This is a genomic window from Vibrio sp. SCSIO 43153 (assembly GCF_023716625.1).
Taxonomy (GTDB): Bacteria; Pseudomonadota; Gammaproteobacteria; order Enterobacterales; family Vibrionaceae; genus Vibrio; species Vibrio rotiferianus.
Window position 1 is genome coordinate 1,281,302 of record NZ_CP071855.1, and the last position, 17,437, is coordinate 1,298,738.

At 43.3% G+C, this 17,437-nt stretch carries 15 protein-coding genes; 4 read left to right on the forward strand and 11 right to left on the reverse strand.

Annotation, left to right across the window (positions count from 1 at the left end; genetic code table 11):
- The first annotated feature begins 217 nt into the window (after positions 1–217).
- The 3 genes from J4N37_RS05845 (at position 218) to J4N37_RS05855 (ending at position 3,846) form a co-directional block, all read left to right on the forward strand.
- Positions 218–2,674 (forward strand): EAL domain-containing protein, encoded by a 2,457-nt coding sequence (locus tag J4N37_RS05845; protein WP_045387841.1) that lies wholly within the window; start codon positions 218–220, stop codon positions 2,672–2,674.
- 76 nt (positions 2,675–2,750) lie between these two features.
- The gene (locus tag J4N37_RS05850) at positions 2,751–3,461 is read left to right on the forward strand and encodes an HI_1241 family integral membrane domain (RefSeq protein WP_029560957.1); all 711 of its coding nucleotides are present in this window, start codon (positions 2,751–2,753) and stop codon (positions 3,459–3,461) included.
- A gap of 184 nt (positions 3,462–3,645) precedes the next feature.
- Positions 3,646–3,846, forward strand: coding sequence for a DUF4250 domain-containing protein (locus J4N37_RS05855; protein ID WP_005445023.1), 201 nt, complete (start codon positions 3,646–3,648; stop codon positions 3,844–3,846).
- A 22-nt stretch (positions 3,847–3,868) separates the two neighbouring features.
- Here the strand turns inward: J4N37_RS05855 and metR are convergent, their stop codons facing one another.
- Positions 3,869–4,780: an HTH-type transcriptional regulator MetR gene (metR, locus tag J4N37_RS05860; protein ID WP_045387838.1), complete on the reverse strand. Its 912-nt coding sequence runs from the start codon at positions 4,778–4,780 to the stop codon at positions 3,869–3,871.
- 264 nt (positions 4,781–5,044) lie between these two features.
- On the opposite strand from metR, the gene metE reads away from it, so the two are divergent.
- Positions 5,045–7,327, forward strand: coding sequence for a 5-methyltetrahydropteroyltriglutamate--homocysteine S-methyltransferase (gene metE / locus J4N37_RS05865; RefSeq protein ID WP_045387835.1), 2,283 nt, complete (start codon positions 5,045–5,047; stop codon positions 7,325–7,327).
- A gap of 95 nt (positions 7,328–7,422) precedes the next feature.
- On the opposite strand, the gene J4N37_RS05870 is transcribed toward metE, so the two are convergent.
- From J4N37_RS05870 to trpB, 10 genes are all read right to left on the reverse strand, one after another.
- Entirely contained in the window at positions 7,423–7,824 is a 402-nt protein-coding gene (locus J4N37_RS05870) for a GspS/AspS pilotin family protein (RefSeq protein ID WP_038885032.1), read from the reverse strand.
- Between the two features lie 3 nt (positions 7,825–7,827).
- Positions 7,828–8,124: a YciI family protein gene (locus tag J4N37_RS05875; RefSeq protein WP_010447476.1), complete on the reverse strand. Its 297-nt coding sequence runs from the start codon at positions 8,122–8,124 to the stop codon at positions 7,828–7,830.
- Positions 8,125–8,236: 112 nt separating this feature from the next.
- Complete coding sequence (yciA, locus tag J4N37_RS05880; RefSeq protein ID WP_010447478.1) at positions 8,237–8,632, reverse strand: acyl-CoA thioester hydrolase YciA; 396 nt, start codon at positions 8,630–8,632, stop codon at positions 8,237–8,239.
- Between the two features lie 110 nt (positions 8,633–8,742).
- On the reverse strand, positions 8,743–9,306 hold the full coding sequence (locus tag J4N37_RS05885) for a septation protein A (RefSeq protein ID WP_038885028.1): 564 nt from the start codon (positions 9,304–9,306) through the stop codon (positions 8,743–8,745).
- 120 nt (positions 9,307–9,426) lie between these two features.
- The gene (locus tag J4N37_RS05890) at positions 9,427–9,669 is read right to left on the reverse strand and encodes a hypothetical protein (protein WP_010447482.1); all 243 of its coding nucleotides are present in this window, start codon (positions 9,667–9,669) and stop codon (positions 9,427–9,429) included.
- A 90-nt stretch (positions 9,670–9,759) separates the two neighbouring features.
- The gene (locus tag J4N37_RS05895; RefSeq protein ID WP_045387831.1) at positions 9,760–12,315 is read right to left on the reverse strand and encodes a hybrid sensor histidine kinase/response regulator; all 2,556 of its coding nucleotides are present in this window, start codon (positions 12,313–12,315) and stop codon (positions 9,760–9,762) included.
- A 1-nt stretch (position 12,316) separates the two neighbouring features.
- Positions 12,317–13,486 (reverse strand): acyl-homoserine-lactone synthase, encoded by a 1,170-nt coding sequence (locus tag J4N37_RS05900; protein ID WP_045387828.1) that lies wholly within the window; start codon positions 13,484–13,486, stop codon positions 12,317–12,319.
- 304 nt (positions 13,487–13,790) lie between these two features.
- Positions 13,791–15,050, reverse strand: a complete 1,260-nt coding sequence (locus tag J4N37_RS05905; protein WP_252041898.1) for a dicarboxylate/amino acid:cation symporter — start codon at positions 15,048–15,050, stop codon at positions 13,791–13,793.
- 337 nt (positions 15,051–15,387) lie between these two features.
- A complete protein-coding gene (gene trpA / locus J4N37_RS05910; protein WP_252041900.1) occupies positions 15,388–16,194 on the reverse strand; it encodes a tryptophan synthase subunit alpha in 807 nt (268 codons plus the stop codon).
- Positions 16,194–17,384 carry a tryptophan synthase subunit beta gene (trpB, locus tag J4N37_RS05915; RefSeq protein WP_005445041.1) on the reverse strand — a complete coding sequence of 397 codons (1,191 nt, stop codon included), beginning with the start codon at positions 17,382–17,384 and terminating at the stop codon, positions 16,194–16,196. Before trpB ends, trpA begins: the two co-directional genes overlap by 1 nt.
- Positions 17,385–17,437 lie beyond the last annotated feature (53 nt).

The following is a 17,437-nucleotide window of genomic DNA, read 5'->3' on the forward strand; positions in this document are numbered from 1 at the left end:
TATCTACAGTGAAGTCGCATATCTCAGCTAGTTCAAGGCGATTTGTTCAGAGCTACGATTTTTAGGAAGAATTTTTAGGCAATTTGGCCATTTAATTCTTAAGGTTACAAGGTTTGAGGGGGATCAAACTTTACCTATAAGCATTAGTGTGCTTATAGGAAAACTTTTCTATACTCAAGGTGTTGCACAGGAGGTGCTAAAGGAGTGAGGCTAAGTTATGACTGAAATGCTTAATATGCTGCAGCAGGCAGAGCTCACACAAAGGAATGCAAGCAAAGTGATTAATTGGTCGCTTGATTTAGAAACACTTGTATTTGATTGTGATAGGCAAGCACTAAAGGATTGCTGTGCAATCGAAGAACCGATATTTAGCTTTGAGCAGTTAATTGACTATATGTCTAAACAGCAAAGAGAAGATGCTCTGAATCGTTTTAACCGAGTAAAGGCATTAGGTGGAGAGGACGGATTCTCATGCTGTATCGTTCCGAAACAGGATGTCTTAGTTCACATAGATTGTTGTTTTGAAAAGATTAATGATGCCTACATCCAAGGAACTCTGGTCCCACAGTTAAAGCTACACGGAACTGAAGAACTGGCCAAAATTCTTGAAACGATTTTTAAACTGCCGAATGTTGGTGTGCTGGTTGCCGATGAAGAAACCAAAATATTAGGATGCAACTCGGCATTTGAACGACAAATGGGTTATCAAAACCTAGATATTGTCGGACTCAAAACTCAGATATTTAGCTCTGAGCTACATAGTCGAGATTTCTACGAGAAAATTTGGGAAGAAGTCGAACGGGAAGGAAGTTGGTCTGGCAACTTACTCAGCCTCAATGCTTCGGGAGGCGACCAAGCTCATCACCTTTGTGTCTATAAGCTTGCTCTTCCAAGTCAGCAAATTCTATATTTGGGTTTTTCGACGGACATTTCCGCGTCTTTATTTAGATTAAAGAGCCGAAAAGATGGTCACTCTAATTGGATTAGTTATCTACCAAATAAGTTAGAGTTCGAAAAACAACTTAATGCCTTATGTGGCAATGATTTGAAAAAAGACATCAAGATTGTCATGACTCTTGCTCCTAAGTTCAGCTCCCAACTTATGGTTGAAGAGCAGTTAGGTTTTTCTGATTTTTTAATGCGCAGTAAACATGTCAGTATAGCGAGCCAACTTACCAAAAATGTTTTTTCTATTTGTATACAAACACCCAAATGCCGTTGGCTTAGCCCATTACGATTGATACAAATTGCAATTCGAGGGTTCTTCACTGAACTAAGGGCGGAAGTAGGCTCTGAAATGCACGATTCCGTTGTCGCAGGTCGTACAGGTGTCTCGGTCATTGGTTATGATACAGACAGTCCAACTAAAGCGGTAGTTCAAGCTGCACAAGCAATGGTTTCTGCTAAATCTGGAATTGAAAGTTACTTCAACTTTTACAACAGTGATTTGCACTCTGAACTGGTAAAACGACTTCAACTAGAAAGCCAGTTGAGAGAACAAATAGCATCAAAACAAATAGATGTTTATTTTCAACCAATTATAGAGACTAAAACAGGACGAGTTGTAAAATTTGAGGCACTCGCTCGGTTCCAACATAAAAATCAGCAGTGCAGCACTCAAGAGATGATCACTGTTATTGAAGATCTTGAGTTGGTTTCAGCGCTGGATGATTTGGTTTGCCAAATTGCTATCAAGCAGTTGCCACATTTGCAGAGTGTTTATGGAGAAGATATTGGCTTAACCATTAATCGGTCTTTGAATACTCGTCTTGACTCATTACAAGTATTGCAAAATTCATTTGAAATCATTCAGTCGAGTGGCGTTGACCCCCGCGCGGTAACCATAGAGCTAACTGAAACTGCGTACTTTGAGCAAGATGCTGAGCACGCGATGGCTCTTGAACAACTGCGTCAACATGGCATCAGGGTTGCTATTGACGATTTTGGCACGGGGTACTCTTCCTTTTCTTACCTTGAAGATGGTCAGTTTGATGTACTTAAAATTGACAGAAAGTTTGTGCAAAACCTTACAGAGGGAAGTACGAAATACAATATTGTCAAAATGATCACTCAGCTTGCCCACAGTTTAGGAGTGCAAGTTATTGCGGAAGGGGTTGAAACATTGGCTGAGCTGAAAGCGCTATCAAGAATAGGTGTAGACTTCATGCAGGGGTTTGTGTTCTCAGAGGCGCTTCCCACAGTAATGTTTGACAAGCTTGTTTCATACGAGGATCTGTTTGTTGAGGTGCAGTCAAAATTGAACCCCAACGCTTCGTTGCTCTCGATATGTCATGCGAATGTTCACCACCTCGATCCTGGCGAGCCTTTGTCCCTTGCAGTCGAGTTTATGAATTTGAATGAGGGCTCCCCGTTAGTTGTTGTTGATGAAAAGCGTTGTGTTGGCATTATTTTGAAAGAGCACATCAGTCTACATTTGACACCTTCCATGGGGACGGATTTAGAGACAGAGAGAGAAGCTAGAGTTTGGAAGAAACCCATTAATCAAGTGATGAGTACTAAGTTTCAAACGGTAGAGTCAAGCACCAAGCTCAAATATATTCCTGAGCTGCTACAAGCTAATATTAGTTTTCCTTGGGTTGTTTGCGACGAAAATCATTATTTCCGAGGTGTTATTACACAAGATGATATTTTGTACTACCTAGCAAATAGTTGAATGCCAGTAAACGTATCAATAGATTAGGGCGGTAGTAGTAGAGATCATAGTGATTTGCTATTATCGCCACCCCAAAATGACTTTTGAGTTTGCATTCAACATGATTCAACAACTGCTGTTAACTTTTCCTCCTATGCTATTTGGCGCCCAAGCGCTGTTGACCTTGCTTTTGATTAAGGGCGATATCTGTCCGGGTCAACGTGGTCGTCTGCACAAGATGTTGCCATCAATTGGCATTCTTTGGTTAGCAGTAGCATCGCTTCGTATTGAAGCATTCATGATTGTATTCGCTATCTTCTATTTTTACTCACAAGTTCAAACCAAAAAGACACGTGAAAAAGGTCCTTTATGGGCGCTGCATCTAGCGAACGGTTTGGCGTTTGCTTATGTGAGCATTCAAGTGATAGAACAACCGCACTGGGCTGCTTCCGCTTCTATGGCTCTGATGGTTTTCTTCTTAGGGGCAGTATTTGCGCAGCTTCTACTTGTGATAGCGCGTAGCCGTCTACAAGCTTTCCATCGCATTCTTCCAGTGACAGGCGTGGTATCAGGTATGCTGTTGGTTGTGATGAGCCTGTTCTCTGCCTATCAATTAGATGAAGTGACGCTTAACTCTGTTACTCAACATATCTTGGCGTCATTGGCGATGCTGATTATGGCGATCGTGGTTTGGTGCTGGCATATCTTTACCCATAAGACACCAAACAAAGTCCAAGTTGCAGCGGCATTGTTACTTGCTCTTGCTTCAATGACCAGCCTTCAAGGTCTATTCCTGCTTAGCGCATAAGCCTATCTGTTTAACACTCCTATCAGAATTCTTATTGATGAGCTCGGGATTTAGACCGAGCTCACTTTCAAATCATTAGATTAAGTCTACGCTTTAGATATAGCCTCTATTGGATTAGAGCGCGCCAAGACGCATGTGCTCAACAGAATTGAGGCAGAATACCTTGTTTTAGAGGAGTGTCGCTATGGACTTAAGCAATGTGAGTAACTGGGACAGCATTATCTTGCTGGGTATCGTGAATGAAAAGTTGCGCTTAGAGTGCGACAGCTTTGAAGAACTGGTTTCTATGTATGAGATGGACGTGGAATCGGTGGTGGGCAAGCTTGATATGCTTGGTTACCAATACGACCCACTTACCAATCAATTCAAATCCTACGAACGTTAATTTCGTTTCTATATCCCATATTTTAAGCCATCTTGATGCCGTCAAGGTGGCTTTTGCATTGTTGGCGCGCGGTGGCAAAGAAGGCTTGCAAGTAACGCTTATCCTTTTCTGAGTTGCGTGTTGCTGCAAATAAGCGACGCCACAACCCATCCCCAAATGGCTTACTGGTGATGAGCCCTTGACGCGAAAACTCCGAAATAGCCCAGTTAGGCAACGCCGCGACGCCCAATCCTGCTGACACCATTTGTACCAGCATTAGCGTGTTATCTGCTTGTTTCCATTTGGCTGGTTCCACACCTGCTGGTTGCAAAAAGTGTTTTACCACATCCAACCTCTGTTTCTGAACCGGGTAGGAGAGCATGGTTTGATCGGCAAGATCTTCTGGTTCAATGATCTCTTTATTGGCAAGCGAATGGCTGGTGGACGTGATCAGACGCATTTCGAAATCAAACAGTGGCTCATAGTGCACTTCAGAACGTGGCTGTATGTCGGATGTGATTACTAAATCAAGTTCTCCAGCGAGTAAGGCTGGAAGCGGCTCAAAACCAAAACCAGAGGAGAAATCAAGCGTGACACTTGGCCAAGTGAGCTGATATTCCTTAAGGGCAGGCATCAACCACTGGAAGCAAGAATGGCACTCAATCGCCATGTGCAAGCGGCCGTTAACGTCCTCTTTTAGGCTGGCCAGCTCGTTCTCGGATTTGGCGATCTTTGGCAATATTTCATCAGCAAGACGCAGTAGGATCTCTCCTTCAGAAGTGAATTTTACTGGGCGAGTTTTTCTCAAAAACAGCTGACCACCAATACGAGATTCTAAGTCTTTGATTTGGTGTGAAAGGGCGGATTGCGTTAAGTGCAATGCCGTCGCGGTCGCAGTGAGTGACCCAGTATCTCTTAACGAAGTGAGGGTACGTAAGTGTTTCAACTCTATCATGAATCCCTTTCATCCTTATGTGTCTTCCATGAGCCATATTAACTTACCGATAAAAAATGGATATGTAAACGTCTAGACGTCCATTTATGCCAATCTAGTGCGAGTGAGATCGCTCACTATGAATTTTTTTAATAAACAAGTTGAATAATTGGATGTTGTTCAATTCATGCATGAGAGAGATAGTTTTAGCCATCCAGACATCTTGGTGAATTTCATTCCCGATGTGCTGACCTCAATATCAGAAAATGAATAAGGAATACGGACATGGCTACGACAACGCATATTCTTGGTTACCCACGCATTGGCGAAAAGCGCGAACTGAAGTTTGCACAGGAGAAATACTGGCGAGGTGAAATCGATCAAGCTGAGCTTAAACGAGTCGGCGCGGGACTACGCGAGAAAAACTGGAACACCCAATCAGAAGCGGGATTGAGTTTCGCAACTGCCGGAGATTTTGCTTGGTACGATCACGTATTAACCACGACGTTGCTTTTGGGGCATGTTCCTAAGCGTCATGCAACTGGCTTCCCAGATCTGGATACCTTATTCAAAGTGGGTCGTGGTCAGTCTCAATCGGGGTGTGGCTGTGCAGGTGCAGCGGCCTCTGACATGACCAAGTGGTTCAATACCAACTATCACTACATTGTACCTGAGTTCAGTAAGGACGATACATTTGAAGTCAGCTGGCCACAGTTGTTTGAAGAAGTGAACGACGCAATCAAAGCGGGGCATAAAGTAAAGCCTGTGTTGCTTGGTCCTCTTAGCTATCTGTACTTGGGCAAAGAAGTAGAAGAAGACTTTGACCGCCTTACCTTACTCCCGAGATTACTAACAGCGTACCAAGCGATTTTGTCTAAGTTGGCAAGCCAAGGTGTGGAATGGGTACAAATTGATGAGCCAATTCTTTCACTTGAACTTGAAGATAAGTGGGCTGACGCGTTTAACTTGGCTTATCAAGTGATCCGAAGTGATGTGAAGGTGCTTCTCACGACCTATTTTGATTCTGTTACTGACACGATTGATAAGGTGATAGCTCTGAAAGTCGATGGCTTGCATATTGATTTGTCAACCGCTCCAGAGCAGCTAGAGGAAGTTGTCGCTAAACTACCACAAGGTTGGGTACTTTCTGCTGGTGTGATAAACGGCCGTAATGTTTGGCGCTCAGATTTAAGCTCCCAGTTAGAGCGCTTGCAACCAATCAAAGACAAACTTGGTGATAGGCTTTGGATCGCGACTTCTTGTTCACTTCTGCATAGCCCTGTGGATTTGGAATTGGAACCAGCGCTAAGTGATGAGGTGAAAAGTTGGTTTGCGTTTGCAAAACAAAAAGTGATTGAAGTAGCGCTACTTGGACGCGCACTCGATGGTGACCACAATGCGATCCTCGCTTGTGATACATATAGCCAGCCAATAAAAGCTCGTAAAACCGCGACTCACGTAAATAAGCCACATGTGCAAAATCGTTTGAAAGGGATTTCGGCTTCTTTGACGGAGCGCAGTGCTCCTTATGTCGAGCGTGCGGCGCATCAAGCCGAGGTGCTAGGTTTGCCATTGTTGCCTACTACGACTATCGGTTCTTTTCCACAAACCGGTGAAATACGTGTTCAGCGCAGTGCGTTCAGAAGCGGTCAACTTTCAGAGGCTGAGTACCATCAAGCGCTGAAAGGTCACATTGCCGACGCGGTAAAGCGTCAAGAAGCGCTCGACCTTGATGTATTGGTACACGGTGAAGCTGAACGCAACGATATGGTGGAGTATTTTGCAGAAAACTTAGCTGGCTTCCAAACCACTAAGTTTGGCTGGGTACAAAGCTATGGCTCTCGCTGCGTGAAACCTGCGATTGTGGTCGCGGACGTAGAACGCGAAAAGCCAATTACGGTAGAGTGGTCGACCTACGCGCAATCACTTACGAGTAAGCAGATGAAAGGTATGCTTACTGGCCCCGTGACGATTTTGTGTTGGACATTTCCTCGTGAAGATATTACTCGCAAAGAAATTGCAAACCAGCTCGCCCTTGCGTTGCGAGATGAAGTATCAGATTTACAAGAGGCTGGTATCAATATTATTCAAATTGATGAGCCTGCGATTCGTGAAGGCTTACCTCTGAAAAAACGCGATCATAATGAGTACCTCAACTGGGCCGTTGATGCATTTAAGATCTCGGCAGCTAGCGCGAAGCCAGAAACTCAAATTCATACCCATATGTGCTATAGCGAGTTCAATGAGATTATTGACTCTGTTGCGGCAATGGATGCGGATGTCATTACTATTGAGACGTCTCGTTCTAACATGGAACTACTCAAAGCGTTTGAGGATTTCAATTATCCAAATGAAATTGGACCTGGTGTGTACGACATTCATTCACCTAACATCCCTACAGAAGATTGGATTGAAGGCTTGATCAAAAAAGCGGCAGAGAAAATACCAGCGCAGCGCTTGTGGGTGAACCCAGACTGTGGCTTGAAAACTCGTAACTGGACAGAAACCGAAGCGGCATTGGCTAATTTAGTGTCAGCGACTAAAAAGTTGCGCGCAGAGTTAGCATAAACCAGTTATGTAAGTATCTTAGAGAAACAAAAAAGCGAGGACCGTTGTCCTCGCTTTTGTATCCCTGATTGGTTTTAGGTAAACCAATCCAGCAATTACTGTGGCTTTTGAGTCGCAGTACAAGTTTGTTCAGATACCAACTCATCCGCTATTAATTGGCCACGAGAGTTGCGGATCTTAATTCGGTACATCAATCCCATATCGATTTGCTTACGTACTGCAGGTGTATTGCAGTATGTGTAGATACTGGTGTTGAGTACTTGATTTAACGGCTTAGCACCTAGTGCATCGTCGTTATAGATCATCATCATCTCAACAACATTTTTATTGGATGAAACGCGCAAGATCTTCAGTGGCCCATACTCAACAGGCAGGCCTGCAGATAGAACGCCTGCGCGGTTTGATGCCATCAATTCAAGTTGACGTTGTTGGTCATCGTTAGATGTACAACCGGCTAACGCACCAAATACAAGGAAGAGACACAGTAATTTTTTCATAACTTAAAATACTTTCTTAAACGGTTTTACGATCACGTTTTCGTAAACACCCGCCGCAATGTAAGGGTCAGCGTCTGCCCATGCTTGGGCATCTTCCAAACTAGCAAACTCTGCTATCACGGTTGAGCCAGTAAAGCCTGCTTCACCGGGATTATCGGAATCGACCGCTGGCATTGGCCCTGCTGTAAGTAGGCGACCTTCATCTTGTAATTGTTGTAAGCGCTCAAGGTGTTGAGGGCGAACACTTAGACGTTTTTCCAACGAATTCTCAATATCCTGAGAAAAGATGACATACCACATAGCATAGTTCCTTAATTGGGAGGGTAAAGTGTTAATTTAACGCCTTTTTTATACCACGAACAAGTTTACATGCGAAATTGTGAAGCAATTCCTAGCATTTAAGTACAATAGATTACTTTTGAATCGGGCGTGGTTTACCGTCACTATCGATGGCTACGTAGTTGAATGTGGCATCACAAACCATGAAGCGGTCTTCAACACCGTGTACTTTGACTGGTTTTACCCAAACCTCTAGATCAACGCTCATTGAAGTACGACCAATTTTACTGCATACGCCGTAGCAACATACAACGTCTCCAACGCTAACCGGCTTTTTAAAGGTAATGCTGGAAACTGAAACAGTAACAACGCGGCCGGAAGATATTTCTTTGGCCAAGATTGCACCAGCTAAATCCAATTGAGACATGATCCAACCGCCAAAGATATCGCCGTTGGCATTTGTGTCAGCTGGCATAGCCAATGTACGAAGCAGTAATTGCCCTTTAGGTGAATGACCTTCTTCACTCATGATGACATCCTAATATTTCTAATATGCAAAAAATGGAGCAAACAACAAAACAGCGACCCAAGGGTCGCTGTAAATAATAAATGTGCGCGGATTATAGCAAAACTGAGTTTTTAATCATCAACCGATACATCGGATGAGTCTTCTTTCTGCTCTTTGGGCATGTGTTTGTAGATGTAGAAACCTGTCGCGATCATGTATGCAAACGTTGCAATCAACAAGCCAAATACTTTGAAGTTTACCCACACATCTAATGGTAGCTTAAATGCAACATAAACGTTTAAGCCCGCACAGAGAGAGAAGAAGCCAACCCATGCCCAGTTGATCTTCGTCCAAACGGCTTCTGGTAAGGAGATCTCTTTACCCAACATGCCTTTGATTGCCGATTTACCCATCGCATGGCTAACTGCTAGACCAATGGCGAAGATCATATAAACGATGGTGACTTTCCACTTAATGAAGTTTTCATCGTGTAGGAAGATAGTCATGCCACCGAAGATTGCGACCATAGCAAACGTAATGAGCTGCATCTTTTCTACTTTTTTGTATAAAGCGAACGTCAACACAATTTGAATCGCGGTTGCGACAATAAGCGCCCCAGTCGCAACATATATATCGTACATCTTGTACAGGGCAAAGAAGACTATGAGGGGAATAAAATCAATGATTTGCTTCATATTGCAGAAAAACCGAGTTGTTGAGTTGAGGACAGTCTAGCGGAATCTCGGGCAATGTGAACACTTGAAGGTGTTTAGAGACAAAAATTGCCACGTTTACGCGGCAATTTTCTACCTTGGCTAAGCTACGTTTTGGTACTGGGAGACCAATGATTTCACGTCTTCTAAGTAGCCCTCGTGCAATAAATTGTGGACCGTCATTTCAAGCTCTTCTTCAGACATTGTGAAGCAGGTTGATTTGCCTGTCATGATAGACAAATACTGATGGTATTCATCCTCAGTAAAGTGCCCAACTCTGTCTAACAACAGTGCTTTTATACCGTGGTGTATCAATCCGTAGTAAGTATGTCTCTGCATTAGCATATAGCCTCCTCACAGTACCAATAATTTAATGTATTAATTGGTACTGTAATGTTCCTATTGCTGACGATGTTGCATAACAAGTGCCATGTTTTATATCTTTTCTACTTCTTGTTCTCTTGTATGCTGATTATTGAGCCATCGATCAAGAATACTGTTGAGGGCAGTTATGGTCGTAGGTTTTGAAAGGCGATCATCCATCAACTCGTGAATCAGCTCTAGTTCACGATCTCCTGACTCTCCTGATAAAGCAATAATAGGGGTGTTTGGAGATAACTCTTTGATTTTTTTGCTTGCTTCAAATCCATTCATGATTGGCATCTGTACATCCATCAATACCAAGTCAATATCATTTGTTTTGAATATATTGACGGCAGTTTCACCGTTGTTTGCTTGAATAGTATTGACCTTAAGTTTATCAAGATACATCTGAACCAACGCACGTTGGACTTCTTTATCATCGACGACAAGAATTGTTGGGGCATTAACTTTGACGTTGTTAAACTGAAGCCCGTCACGATTCGTTATCGCTTTACTCGGTTGAGCTGACAGTGACGGTAGGTTGGTTATCTTCTTGTCGATAGGTTTGATAGCATTTGGTACCACTGGGAAATATAGATAAAACTCAGTGTATTGCCCTAAGACCGATTGACACTCGATTCGGCCTCCAAACGAGCGCATAACACGTTGACAGTAGCCAAGACCAAGTCCGCTACCACCGCTTTTTTGGTGGCTGAAAAAGTCCTCAAATACTCTGTGCAGAATATTTTCGTCAATGCCAGGTCCGGTATCACGAAAGACGAGAGTGTTTTCGTACTGGCCAATCTCATATTGAATCTCAATTTGACTCTGAGGGTAAGAATCGAAGTAGTAAATCGCATTTCGCAAAAGATTGAAGATGACAAAGCTAAACAGTGTTTCGTTTAAGTTGGCAATAAAATCATTATTCGCAGATAAGTGAATACGTTGACTTGTTTCTGCACTTTCAAACCCATAGCGCTGTACCGCTTGCTGAACAGCCGCCTGAATGGAGACTTGTGAGCTTGGCTCATGCTCTTGAGCGTTGTCGCTCACTTCTCGCAGAATAATATCAATAAGCTGGCGACCTCTTTGAATTGCGCCTTGTCCTTTTTCTATGTCAACTAACGTATCTGCTGTTTCTGATTTCTTTTCGATATGCTGCTTTAGCTTTTCAAACTGGAGCTGAACTTGCGCTAATGGATTTCGCATTTCGTGGGCAATCGAATTCGCCAGAGCGCGACTTTGTCTGATCTTCCTGTCGGCTTCAATGGTTGTCTGGACGCGGTTTAATAGCGTTTGCAGTGCCGAAATTTCTTCGTTGGAGAAGAGTGCATTATCGATTTTGTGAGGAGAGATAAGCAAATGAGTCACAGACTTTCCTTTTCCAAAAAGCGGTAATACGAGTGCAGTCTTATTCGAGCTCATTTTCTCATGCAGCTGTTTTAGTTCGCGTTCAGTTGAATAGGACTGCTCTAGTCGTTCCACCAACTCGTCAAAAACCAGTGCAGATTTCTTATTCGGCAAGTAGTTTTCATAAACGGTTTCGGTATAACTGCTGGTCACTAAACGAAGCTTCTCACTTGATATATTCAGTAAAAAAGCTAGTTGATGCATTGCATCATCGATTGAATCTTTAAACTCACTTTCTAGAGAAAGAATTTGCTGAACGGGGGTTAGAACTTCCCCATAGATGAGGAAGGAGGTATAGCGACTTACCTGTTTGAATACAGATTGCCAAGTTATGCCGATGAATGAACAGATGAAAGCAGCAGTGACCAATTGGTGACTTTCTGATAACGGGATGTATAAGGCAACGAGGGGAATAGAGTACATTGCTGCAGTAAACACCGCGGTGATTACCATGTATGTCAAATACCTAGCGCTGTAAAAACGTGATGTCAGCAATGCATATCCGACAAAGAGCATTTCACTGATGGATAGGGCAGGTGGAAGCCAAGTTAGCGAAAAGTCATTAAGGAAAAAAGTCATTCCAACCTGAATTGTTAGCGTAGAAAGCATAAAGATAACAATCCCGGCAATCATGTAGTTAGAGCGGACTTTGATAAGTCTAAATTTACTTCCTTTAATATAAAACAGGTTTTTTAGCGTAAGGATGATCAGCACAAAAACCAAGGTGAAAAATAAGCTAGTTAATGGGCCAAACTGAATTGAAAACTCACTAGGTGCGGCAAAAGCAACATCAATGACGGTAAGTCCTGGTACTAGATTTATTGCTATAGCGACTGTACTAAAGGCTAAGAGCACCAACTTTTGGCTGGACTTTAGTTCTGGTTTTGATACTCCGGCACTAAGTAAACACGAAAACGTATAAGCAAATGCAAATGCCGAGTAAGCAAACAAATTCGACAATACGGCTAAACCAATAGATAGTGTTTTTCCGAGCAATAATGGCAGTTCGGTGTGAAAGTACACATTGGTTAATATCCACAGGCATAGACTGAAAGAGTAGCCGATGTAATAGATATAATACCCAGATTTAAAATCATAGTGCTTACGAACTAATGAGTTGATGAAGTATCCGATCCATGCCAACACAAAGCCAGCAGTCACGACCAGTGTTATTGCTTTTGGATACGTCATTACGTCAAAGAGATTCAAAATATCCATATCAATTTTGACTCCGCTTTTCTGCTAGGACTTTCGTTTTATAGCTTCGAAAGTCCGTTGTCTCGAAGTCTCTCCGTACATTGGGCAAATACCACATACCTTTATTGATTTGCTCTGTACCGGAACTGAAAAATGCCAAGTTTGTGTAGCTTTTCTGCGACATCGATTGATAAAAATAGAGCATGGCCGGATTTTGCGTAATGATGAAAGCCGTGCAGAACTGATTCTCGTCTAGCACTTCAGCTAAACGTTTTTGGCTAAGGTACAAGAAATACAGCCCAAGTGAACGTGGGGCAGAAATTGCCAGTCTTATTATTTCGCAAATGGCATTTTTGTTCAGTGTGTGGTGATGTAATTGATGTTGTAAGGAAGCATCAGAAGTCGTTGTTTCAGAGGTCACTTTTTGTTGAACAAGAAGCTGCCCCAATTCATTAGAGTTTTCAAAATGCCACAAAGGGTTATTGAAGTAATGAGAAAAGAACAACCATTCAGAAAGTGATTTCCCGCACTGAATTCGAGCGCTTGATATAAGATGCCTATGTTCTGAATCGATACTCGGGGCGGTTAATACAAAATGTGTTTCATTTTGGGATAACTCCAAGTCCAACAAAATCTCATACCATTGCTCTTTGCGGACAAGGGTTTGTAAATTGCTCATTAGTATGGCATCAGCAAGTCTCATCGGTTGGCTGCAATATGGTGTGAAAACTAACTCGGTATTGCTGGAGACGTTTACGAGTTCGGATTTGTAATACCCATCGACTCGTGGCATGTAAGCGTAAGTTGGAGCTTGCTCTGGACAGCTATACCCTTGGTAACTCTTGCGAAGCTTATAGATGAGATAATCACACCAAAAATCGAGCCACGATGGGTAGTGTTGGTGAATTGTGCTTTCTAGCGCTTCTAGCTCAATGGCTATACTTCCAAGTGAACTCGAAAGGCATGCTTTCTCATATGCATTGGAGGTGATTATTTTGAGCAAATTACCGCTTTCTAGCGATGGGTCTATTTTTCTTGCATCAGAAATACGTTTTCGACAAACCTCTTCAATTAGGTGTTTGCCTTGAATAGTTTCAAGCCTAATAAATGCTTCAAAAGCTCTTTCTTTTTTGACTCTTGAATCAAGATGAAATTCTAGGCTCGACTCTACTTCAGTCGAGTATTGCGCCATCCTAGCCTCGTTTGACGTTTCAATCAGGTGTTTGCCAAACCACCCTTATCATTATGTTTGTGTCGAATTGATTGAGCATACTGCTAGTTGTGTCTAACGCACATTCTAAAAAGCAGTTGCTTAAGGTCTTGTTCTATATCGACTCTTATGCTGAATATACTAATCGTATTAAAACAGGTTTCATAGTGAGAAGAGGCGTAGGGCTAGGACTCTTTTGCCATATTGTGAGAGGAGGCGAAGAATTAAGGCGATAAAAAACCGGAACGAATCCCGGTTTCAATTAAATACAAAATAAAGTAGGTAATTACGCTTCTTGTTTTTGAAGCTCTACTTGTTCTGCTTCTTCTTCCACTAGCGCATCAACGATAACAGCACATGCTGCGTCACCGGTGATGTTTAGTGCCGTACGAATCATATCGAAGATACGGTCAAGAGCGAACAGCAGTGGTAAGCCTTCGATTGGAATACCAGCAGCAAGCAGTACCGCCACAACTAGAAATGAAGGGCCAGGGACACCAGCTTGGCCTACCGCACCTAGTGTAGATGTCACGATGATAGCGATGTAAGCGCCCATGCCTAGGTCAATGTTGAACAGTTGCGCGAAGAAAATGGCCACTAGGCCGTAGTAAATCGCGTTACCAGACATGTTGATGGTCGCGCCAAGAGGCAGAACAAATGACGCTGTTGAGTTGCGAACACCTAGCTCTTTCTCACACGTATCCATTGTTACTGGCAGTGTCGCCATTGAAGAAGCTGTAGACAGTGCAACCGCTTGTGGTTTCTTCATTGCAGATACGAACTTCTTCGCTGATGTTTTAGTGAACACGTGCACCATTGCTGGGTAAACCACGAAACCAAATACTAGAATTGCAGCGACGTAAACGACGAACAGTTTGAACACCACCATTAGGGCACCAAAACCAAACGTACCTACCGCTTCTGCCATCAGACCAAATACGCCGATAGGTGCGATGATCATCACTTTGTTGATCATCCAAACCATCGCGTCAACGATGCAGTTAACACCATTGATGATTGGTTCGCGGCGAGCTTTCTCTTGCTTTGAAATCGCGATGCCGAAGAACATACAGAACACTAGGATTTGAAGGATATTTGCTTCGTTTAGTGATTGGAAAACGTTAGTTGGGATCATACCAGTGATGGTTGCCCAGAAAGTAGGTAGTTCACCTTTTGAAGCGTATTCTGCCGAGAACATGCCTTCAACGCCAGAAACGTCGATACCCATGCCTGGTTGGAATACTTCACCCATAAACAGTGCCAGTGCTACTGCCAGAGCTGATGTTAGACCGAAGTAACCTAGGGTTACTAAGCCCACTTTACCAGCAGATTGACTATTGCCCAGACCTGCCGCACCTGAAATCAATGCAACAGCGACCAATGGGATCACTAACATTTTGATTAGGTTGATAAAGATAGCACCTAGTGGCGCAAATACAGTTGCACTGTGACCCATGAAGGCACCAACGGCAGTACCGACGATCATTGCAATGACGACTTGCACGCCAATGTTGTTTAGCAAACTCTTTTGTTTTAACACTTCCATAACCTCTGTGCTAATAATATGTAAAATCCTAAAATTACCCACCAATCTAAAGTTGTTATTTGGATAATTATATCGCCTTGCTTTTTACACTTATCATTCACAATTAGCAATACAATTTCAGTACAAAATGACTAGCTAATAAGTAATTTATTGACTGGTGATAATTTTTTAACCAGCAGCAAACGTTTGCTATTGGTGTTGATCATGTTCGAGCTTGGATGTGTTTATAAAATTAATGGTAAAGGAAGGGGCATTTTAGAAAGTGAATGTTAAAAAAAAGATCGATTCTTATCGCTTAATAAGGAATCGATCTCATATTGATAAAATTAGTGATACGTTATTTTTGTGTTGCAGCTTTCATTGCAGAAACGAATTCGCTTAGTTTGTCGAGCATGGTTTGTGGTTGCTCAACGTTCGCTTCGATAATTTTTACAACGGCTGAACCAGAAATTGCGCCTGCTGCTCCAGATTCTAGAGCTTGTTTTACCTGCGCTGGCTCGGAAATACCAAAACCAAGTAGCGCTGGTGGCGCGTCAAATTGATTCAGTTTATCGAGCATGTGACCAACAGGCATGTTTGCTCTGGTTTCCGCGCCAGTCACACCTGCACGAGATAGTAGGTAAGTGTAGCCACCACCTAGCTCTGATACTTGCTTCAGTGTCTCGTCACTTGCCGTTGGTGGTGCGATGAAGATTGGGTGAATACCAAACTTCTCTGCAGCAGCAACAAATTCGGCACTTTCATTGGTTGGTACGTCTGCAATCAAAACCGAATCGATGCCCGCTTTTACGCAGCGCTCATAGAAGTTTTCGATACCACGAGAGTATACAAGGTTCGCGTACATCAGAAGGCCAATAGGTAGCTCTGGGTACTTAGCTCGGATCTTACCAATTTGCTCGAAGCAGATATCAGGCGTAGCACCAGAATCTAGAGCACGAATGTTCGCACCTTGGATAGTCGGGCCATCCGCAAGAGGATCTGAGAATGGAATACCGAGTTCTAGGGCATCTGCGCCCGACTCAACCAATGTTTCCATGATTTTGTAAGACTGTTCTGCGTTTGGATCGCAAACCGTTACGAACGGTACAAACGCGCCTTGTTTTTTCTTGTTTAGGCGCTCAAACATCTTTGCATAACGGCTCATTAGATCGCTCCTTTTTCTTCTAGGATGGCATGTACAGTGAAGATATCTTTATCACCACGACCTGATAGGTTCACAACTAACAATTGTTCTTTTTCTGGATTCTCACGAGCCATACGCAGTGCATGAGCCAGTGCGTGAGAAGATTCTAGAGCAGGGATGATACCTTCGTGACGCGCAATTTCTTGGAACGCTTCTAGTGCTTCATCATCCGTCACGTTGTCATATTCAGCACGGCCAATTGCGTTTAGATGTGCGTGCTGTGGACCAACTGAAGGGAAATCAAGACCAGCAGAAACAGAGTATGACTCTTCAACTTGACCGTTTGGATCTTGCATCAATGGCGCTTTCATACCAAAGAAGATACCCGTTTTACCGTGTTTAAGTGGTGCGCCGTGTTGGTCGGTATCGATACCTTTACCAGCTGGCTCAACACCAATTAGGCGAACGCTTTCTTCTTCGATGAAGTCAGCAAACATACCGATAGCGTTTGAACCACCGCCCACACACGCGATAACTGCGTCAGGAAGACGACCTTCACGTGCCAAAATCTGATTCTTCGTTTCTTCACCAATCATGCGTTGGAAATCGCGCACGATGGTTGGGAATGGGTGAGGGCCTGCCGCTGTACCTAATAGGTAGTGCGCGTCTTCATAAGTTGCAGACCAGTCGCGTAGCGCTTCGTTACACGCGTCTTTAAGTGTTGCTGAACCCGAGTGGACAGGAATAACTTCTGCGCCCATAAGCTTCATACGGAATACGTTCGGGCTTTGACGTTCAACGTCTTTTGCACCCATGTACACGCGACACTTAAGGCCAAGTAGTGCACACGCTAGTGCGGTTGCAACACCGTGTTGGCCTGCGCCTGTTTCAGCGATGATTTCGTTTTTACCCATGCGTTTCGCAAGCAGTGCTTGACCTAACACTTGGTTGGTCTTGTGCGCGCCACCGTGAAGTAGGTCTTCACGTTTTAGGTACAGTTTGGTTTTCGTACCTTTGGTTAGGTTACGAGTTAGAGTCAAAGCCGTTGGACGGCCCGCATACTCTTGAAGAAGCGTCATGAATTCGCTGCGGAATTCTGGATCTTCTTGCGCGTCGATAAACGCTTGCTCTAGTTGCTCCAATGCTGGAACTAGAATTTGCGGAACGTACTGACCGCCGTATTCGCCAAAGTAGGCATTCAGTTTTGCCATCGTTATATTCCTTCTCGTATTTTTCGCTACGAATAGCTTTAAATTTTTTAGCT

What these genes read in the sequence shown, in the direction of transcription:
- J4N37_RS05845 (WP_045387841.1), top strand. Translation starts at nt 218, where the DNA reads ATGACTGAAATGCTTAATATGCTGCAGCAGGCAGAGCTCACACAAAGG.
- J4N37_RS05850 (WP_029560957.1), top strand. Translation starts at nt 2,751, where the DNA reads ATGACTTTTGAGTTTGCATTCAACATGATTCAACAACTGCTGTTAACT.
- J4N37_RS05855 (WP_005445023.1), top strand. Translation starts at nt 3,646, where the DNA reads ATGGACTTAAGCAATGTGAGTAACTGGGACAGCATTATCTTGCTGGGT.
- metR (WP_045387838.1), bottom strand. Translation starts at nt 4,780, where the DNA reads ATGATAGAGTTGAAACACTTACGTACCCTCACTTCGTTAAGAGATACT.
- metE (WP_045387835.1), top strand. Translation starts at nt 5,045, where the DNA reads ATGGCTACGACAACGCATATTCTTGGTTACCCACGCATTGGCGAAAAG.
- J4N37_RS05870 (WP_038885032.1), bottom strand. Translation starts at nt 7,824, where the DNA reads ATGAAAAAATTACTGTGTCTCTTCCTTGTATTTGGTGCGTTAGCCGGT.
- J4N37_RS05875 (WP_010447476.1), bottom strand. Translation starts at nt 8,124, where the DNA reads ATGTGGTATGTCATCTTTTCTCAGGATATTGAGAATTCGTTGGAAAAA.
- yciA (WP_010447478.1), bottom strand. Translation starts at nt 8,632, where the DNA reads ATGAGTGAAGAAGGTCATTCACCTAAAGGGCAATTACTGCTTCGTACA.
- J4N37_RS05885 (WP_038885028.1), bottom strand. Translation starts at nt 9,306, where the DNA reads ATGAAGCAAATCATTGATTTTATTCCCCTCATAGTCTTCTTTGCCCTG.
- J4N37_RS05890 (WP_010447482.1), bottom strand. Translation starts at nt 9,669, where the DNA reads ATGCTAATGCAGAGACATACTTACTACGGATTGATACACCACGGTATA.
- J4N37_RS05895 (WP_045387831.1), bottom strand. Translation starts at nt 12,315, where the DNA reads ATGGATATTTTGAATCTCTTTGACGTAATGACGTATCCAAAAGCAATA.
- J4N37_RS05900 (WP_045387828.1), bottom strand. Translation starts at nt 13,486, where the DNA reads ATGGCGCAATACTCGACTGAAGTAGAGTCGAGCCTAGAATTTCATCTT.
- J4N37_RS05905 (WP_252041898.1), bottom strand. Translation starts at nt 15,050, where the DNA reads ATGGAAGTGTTAAAACAAAAGAGTTTGCTAAACAACATTGGCGTGCAA.
- trpA (WP_252041900.1), bottom strand. Translation starts at nt 16,194, where the DNA reads ATGAGCCGTTATGCAAAGATGTTTGAGCGCCTAAACAAGAAAAAACAA.
- trpB (WP_005445041.1), bottom strand. Translation starts at nt 17,384, where the DNA reads ATGGCAAAACTGAATGCCTACTTTGGCGAATACGGCGGTCAGTACGTT.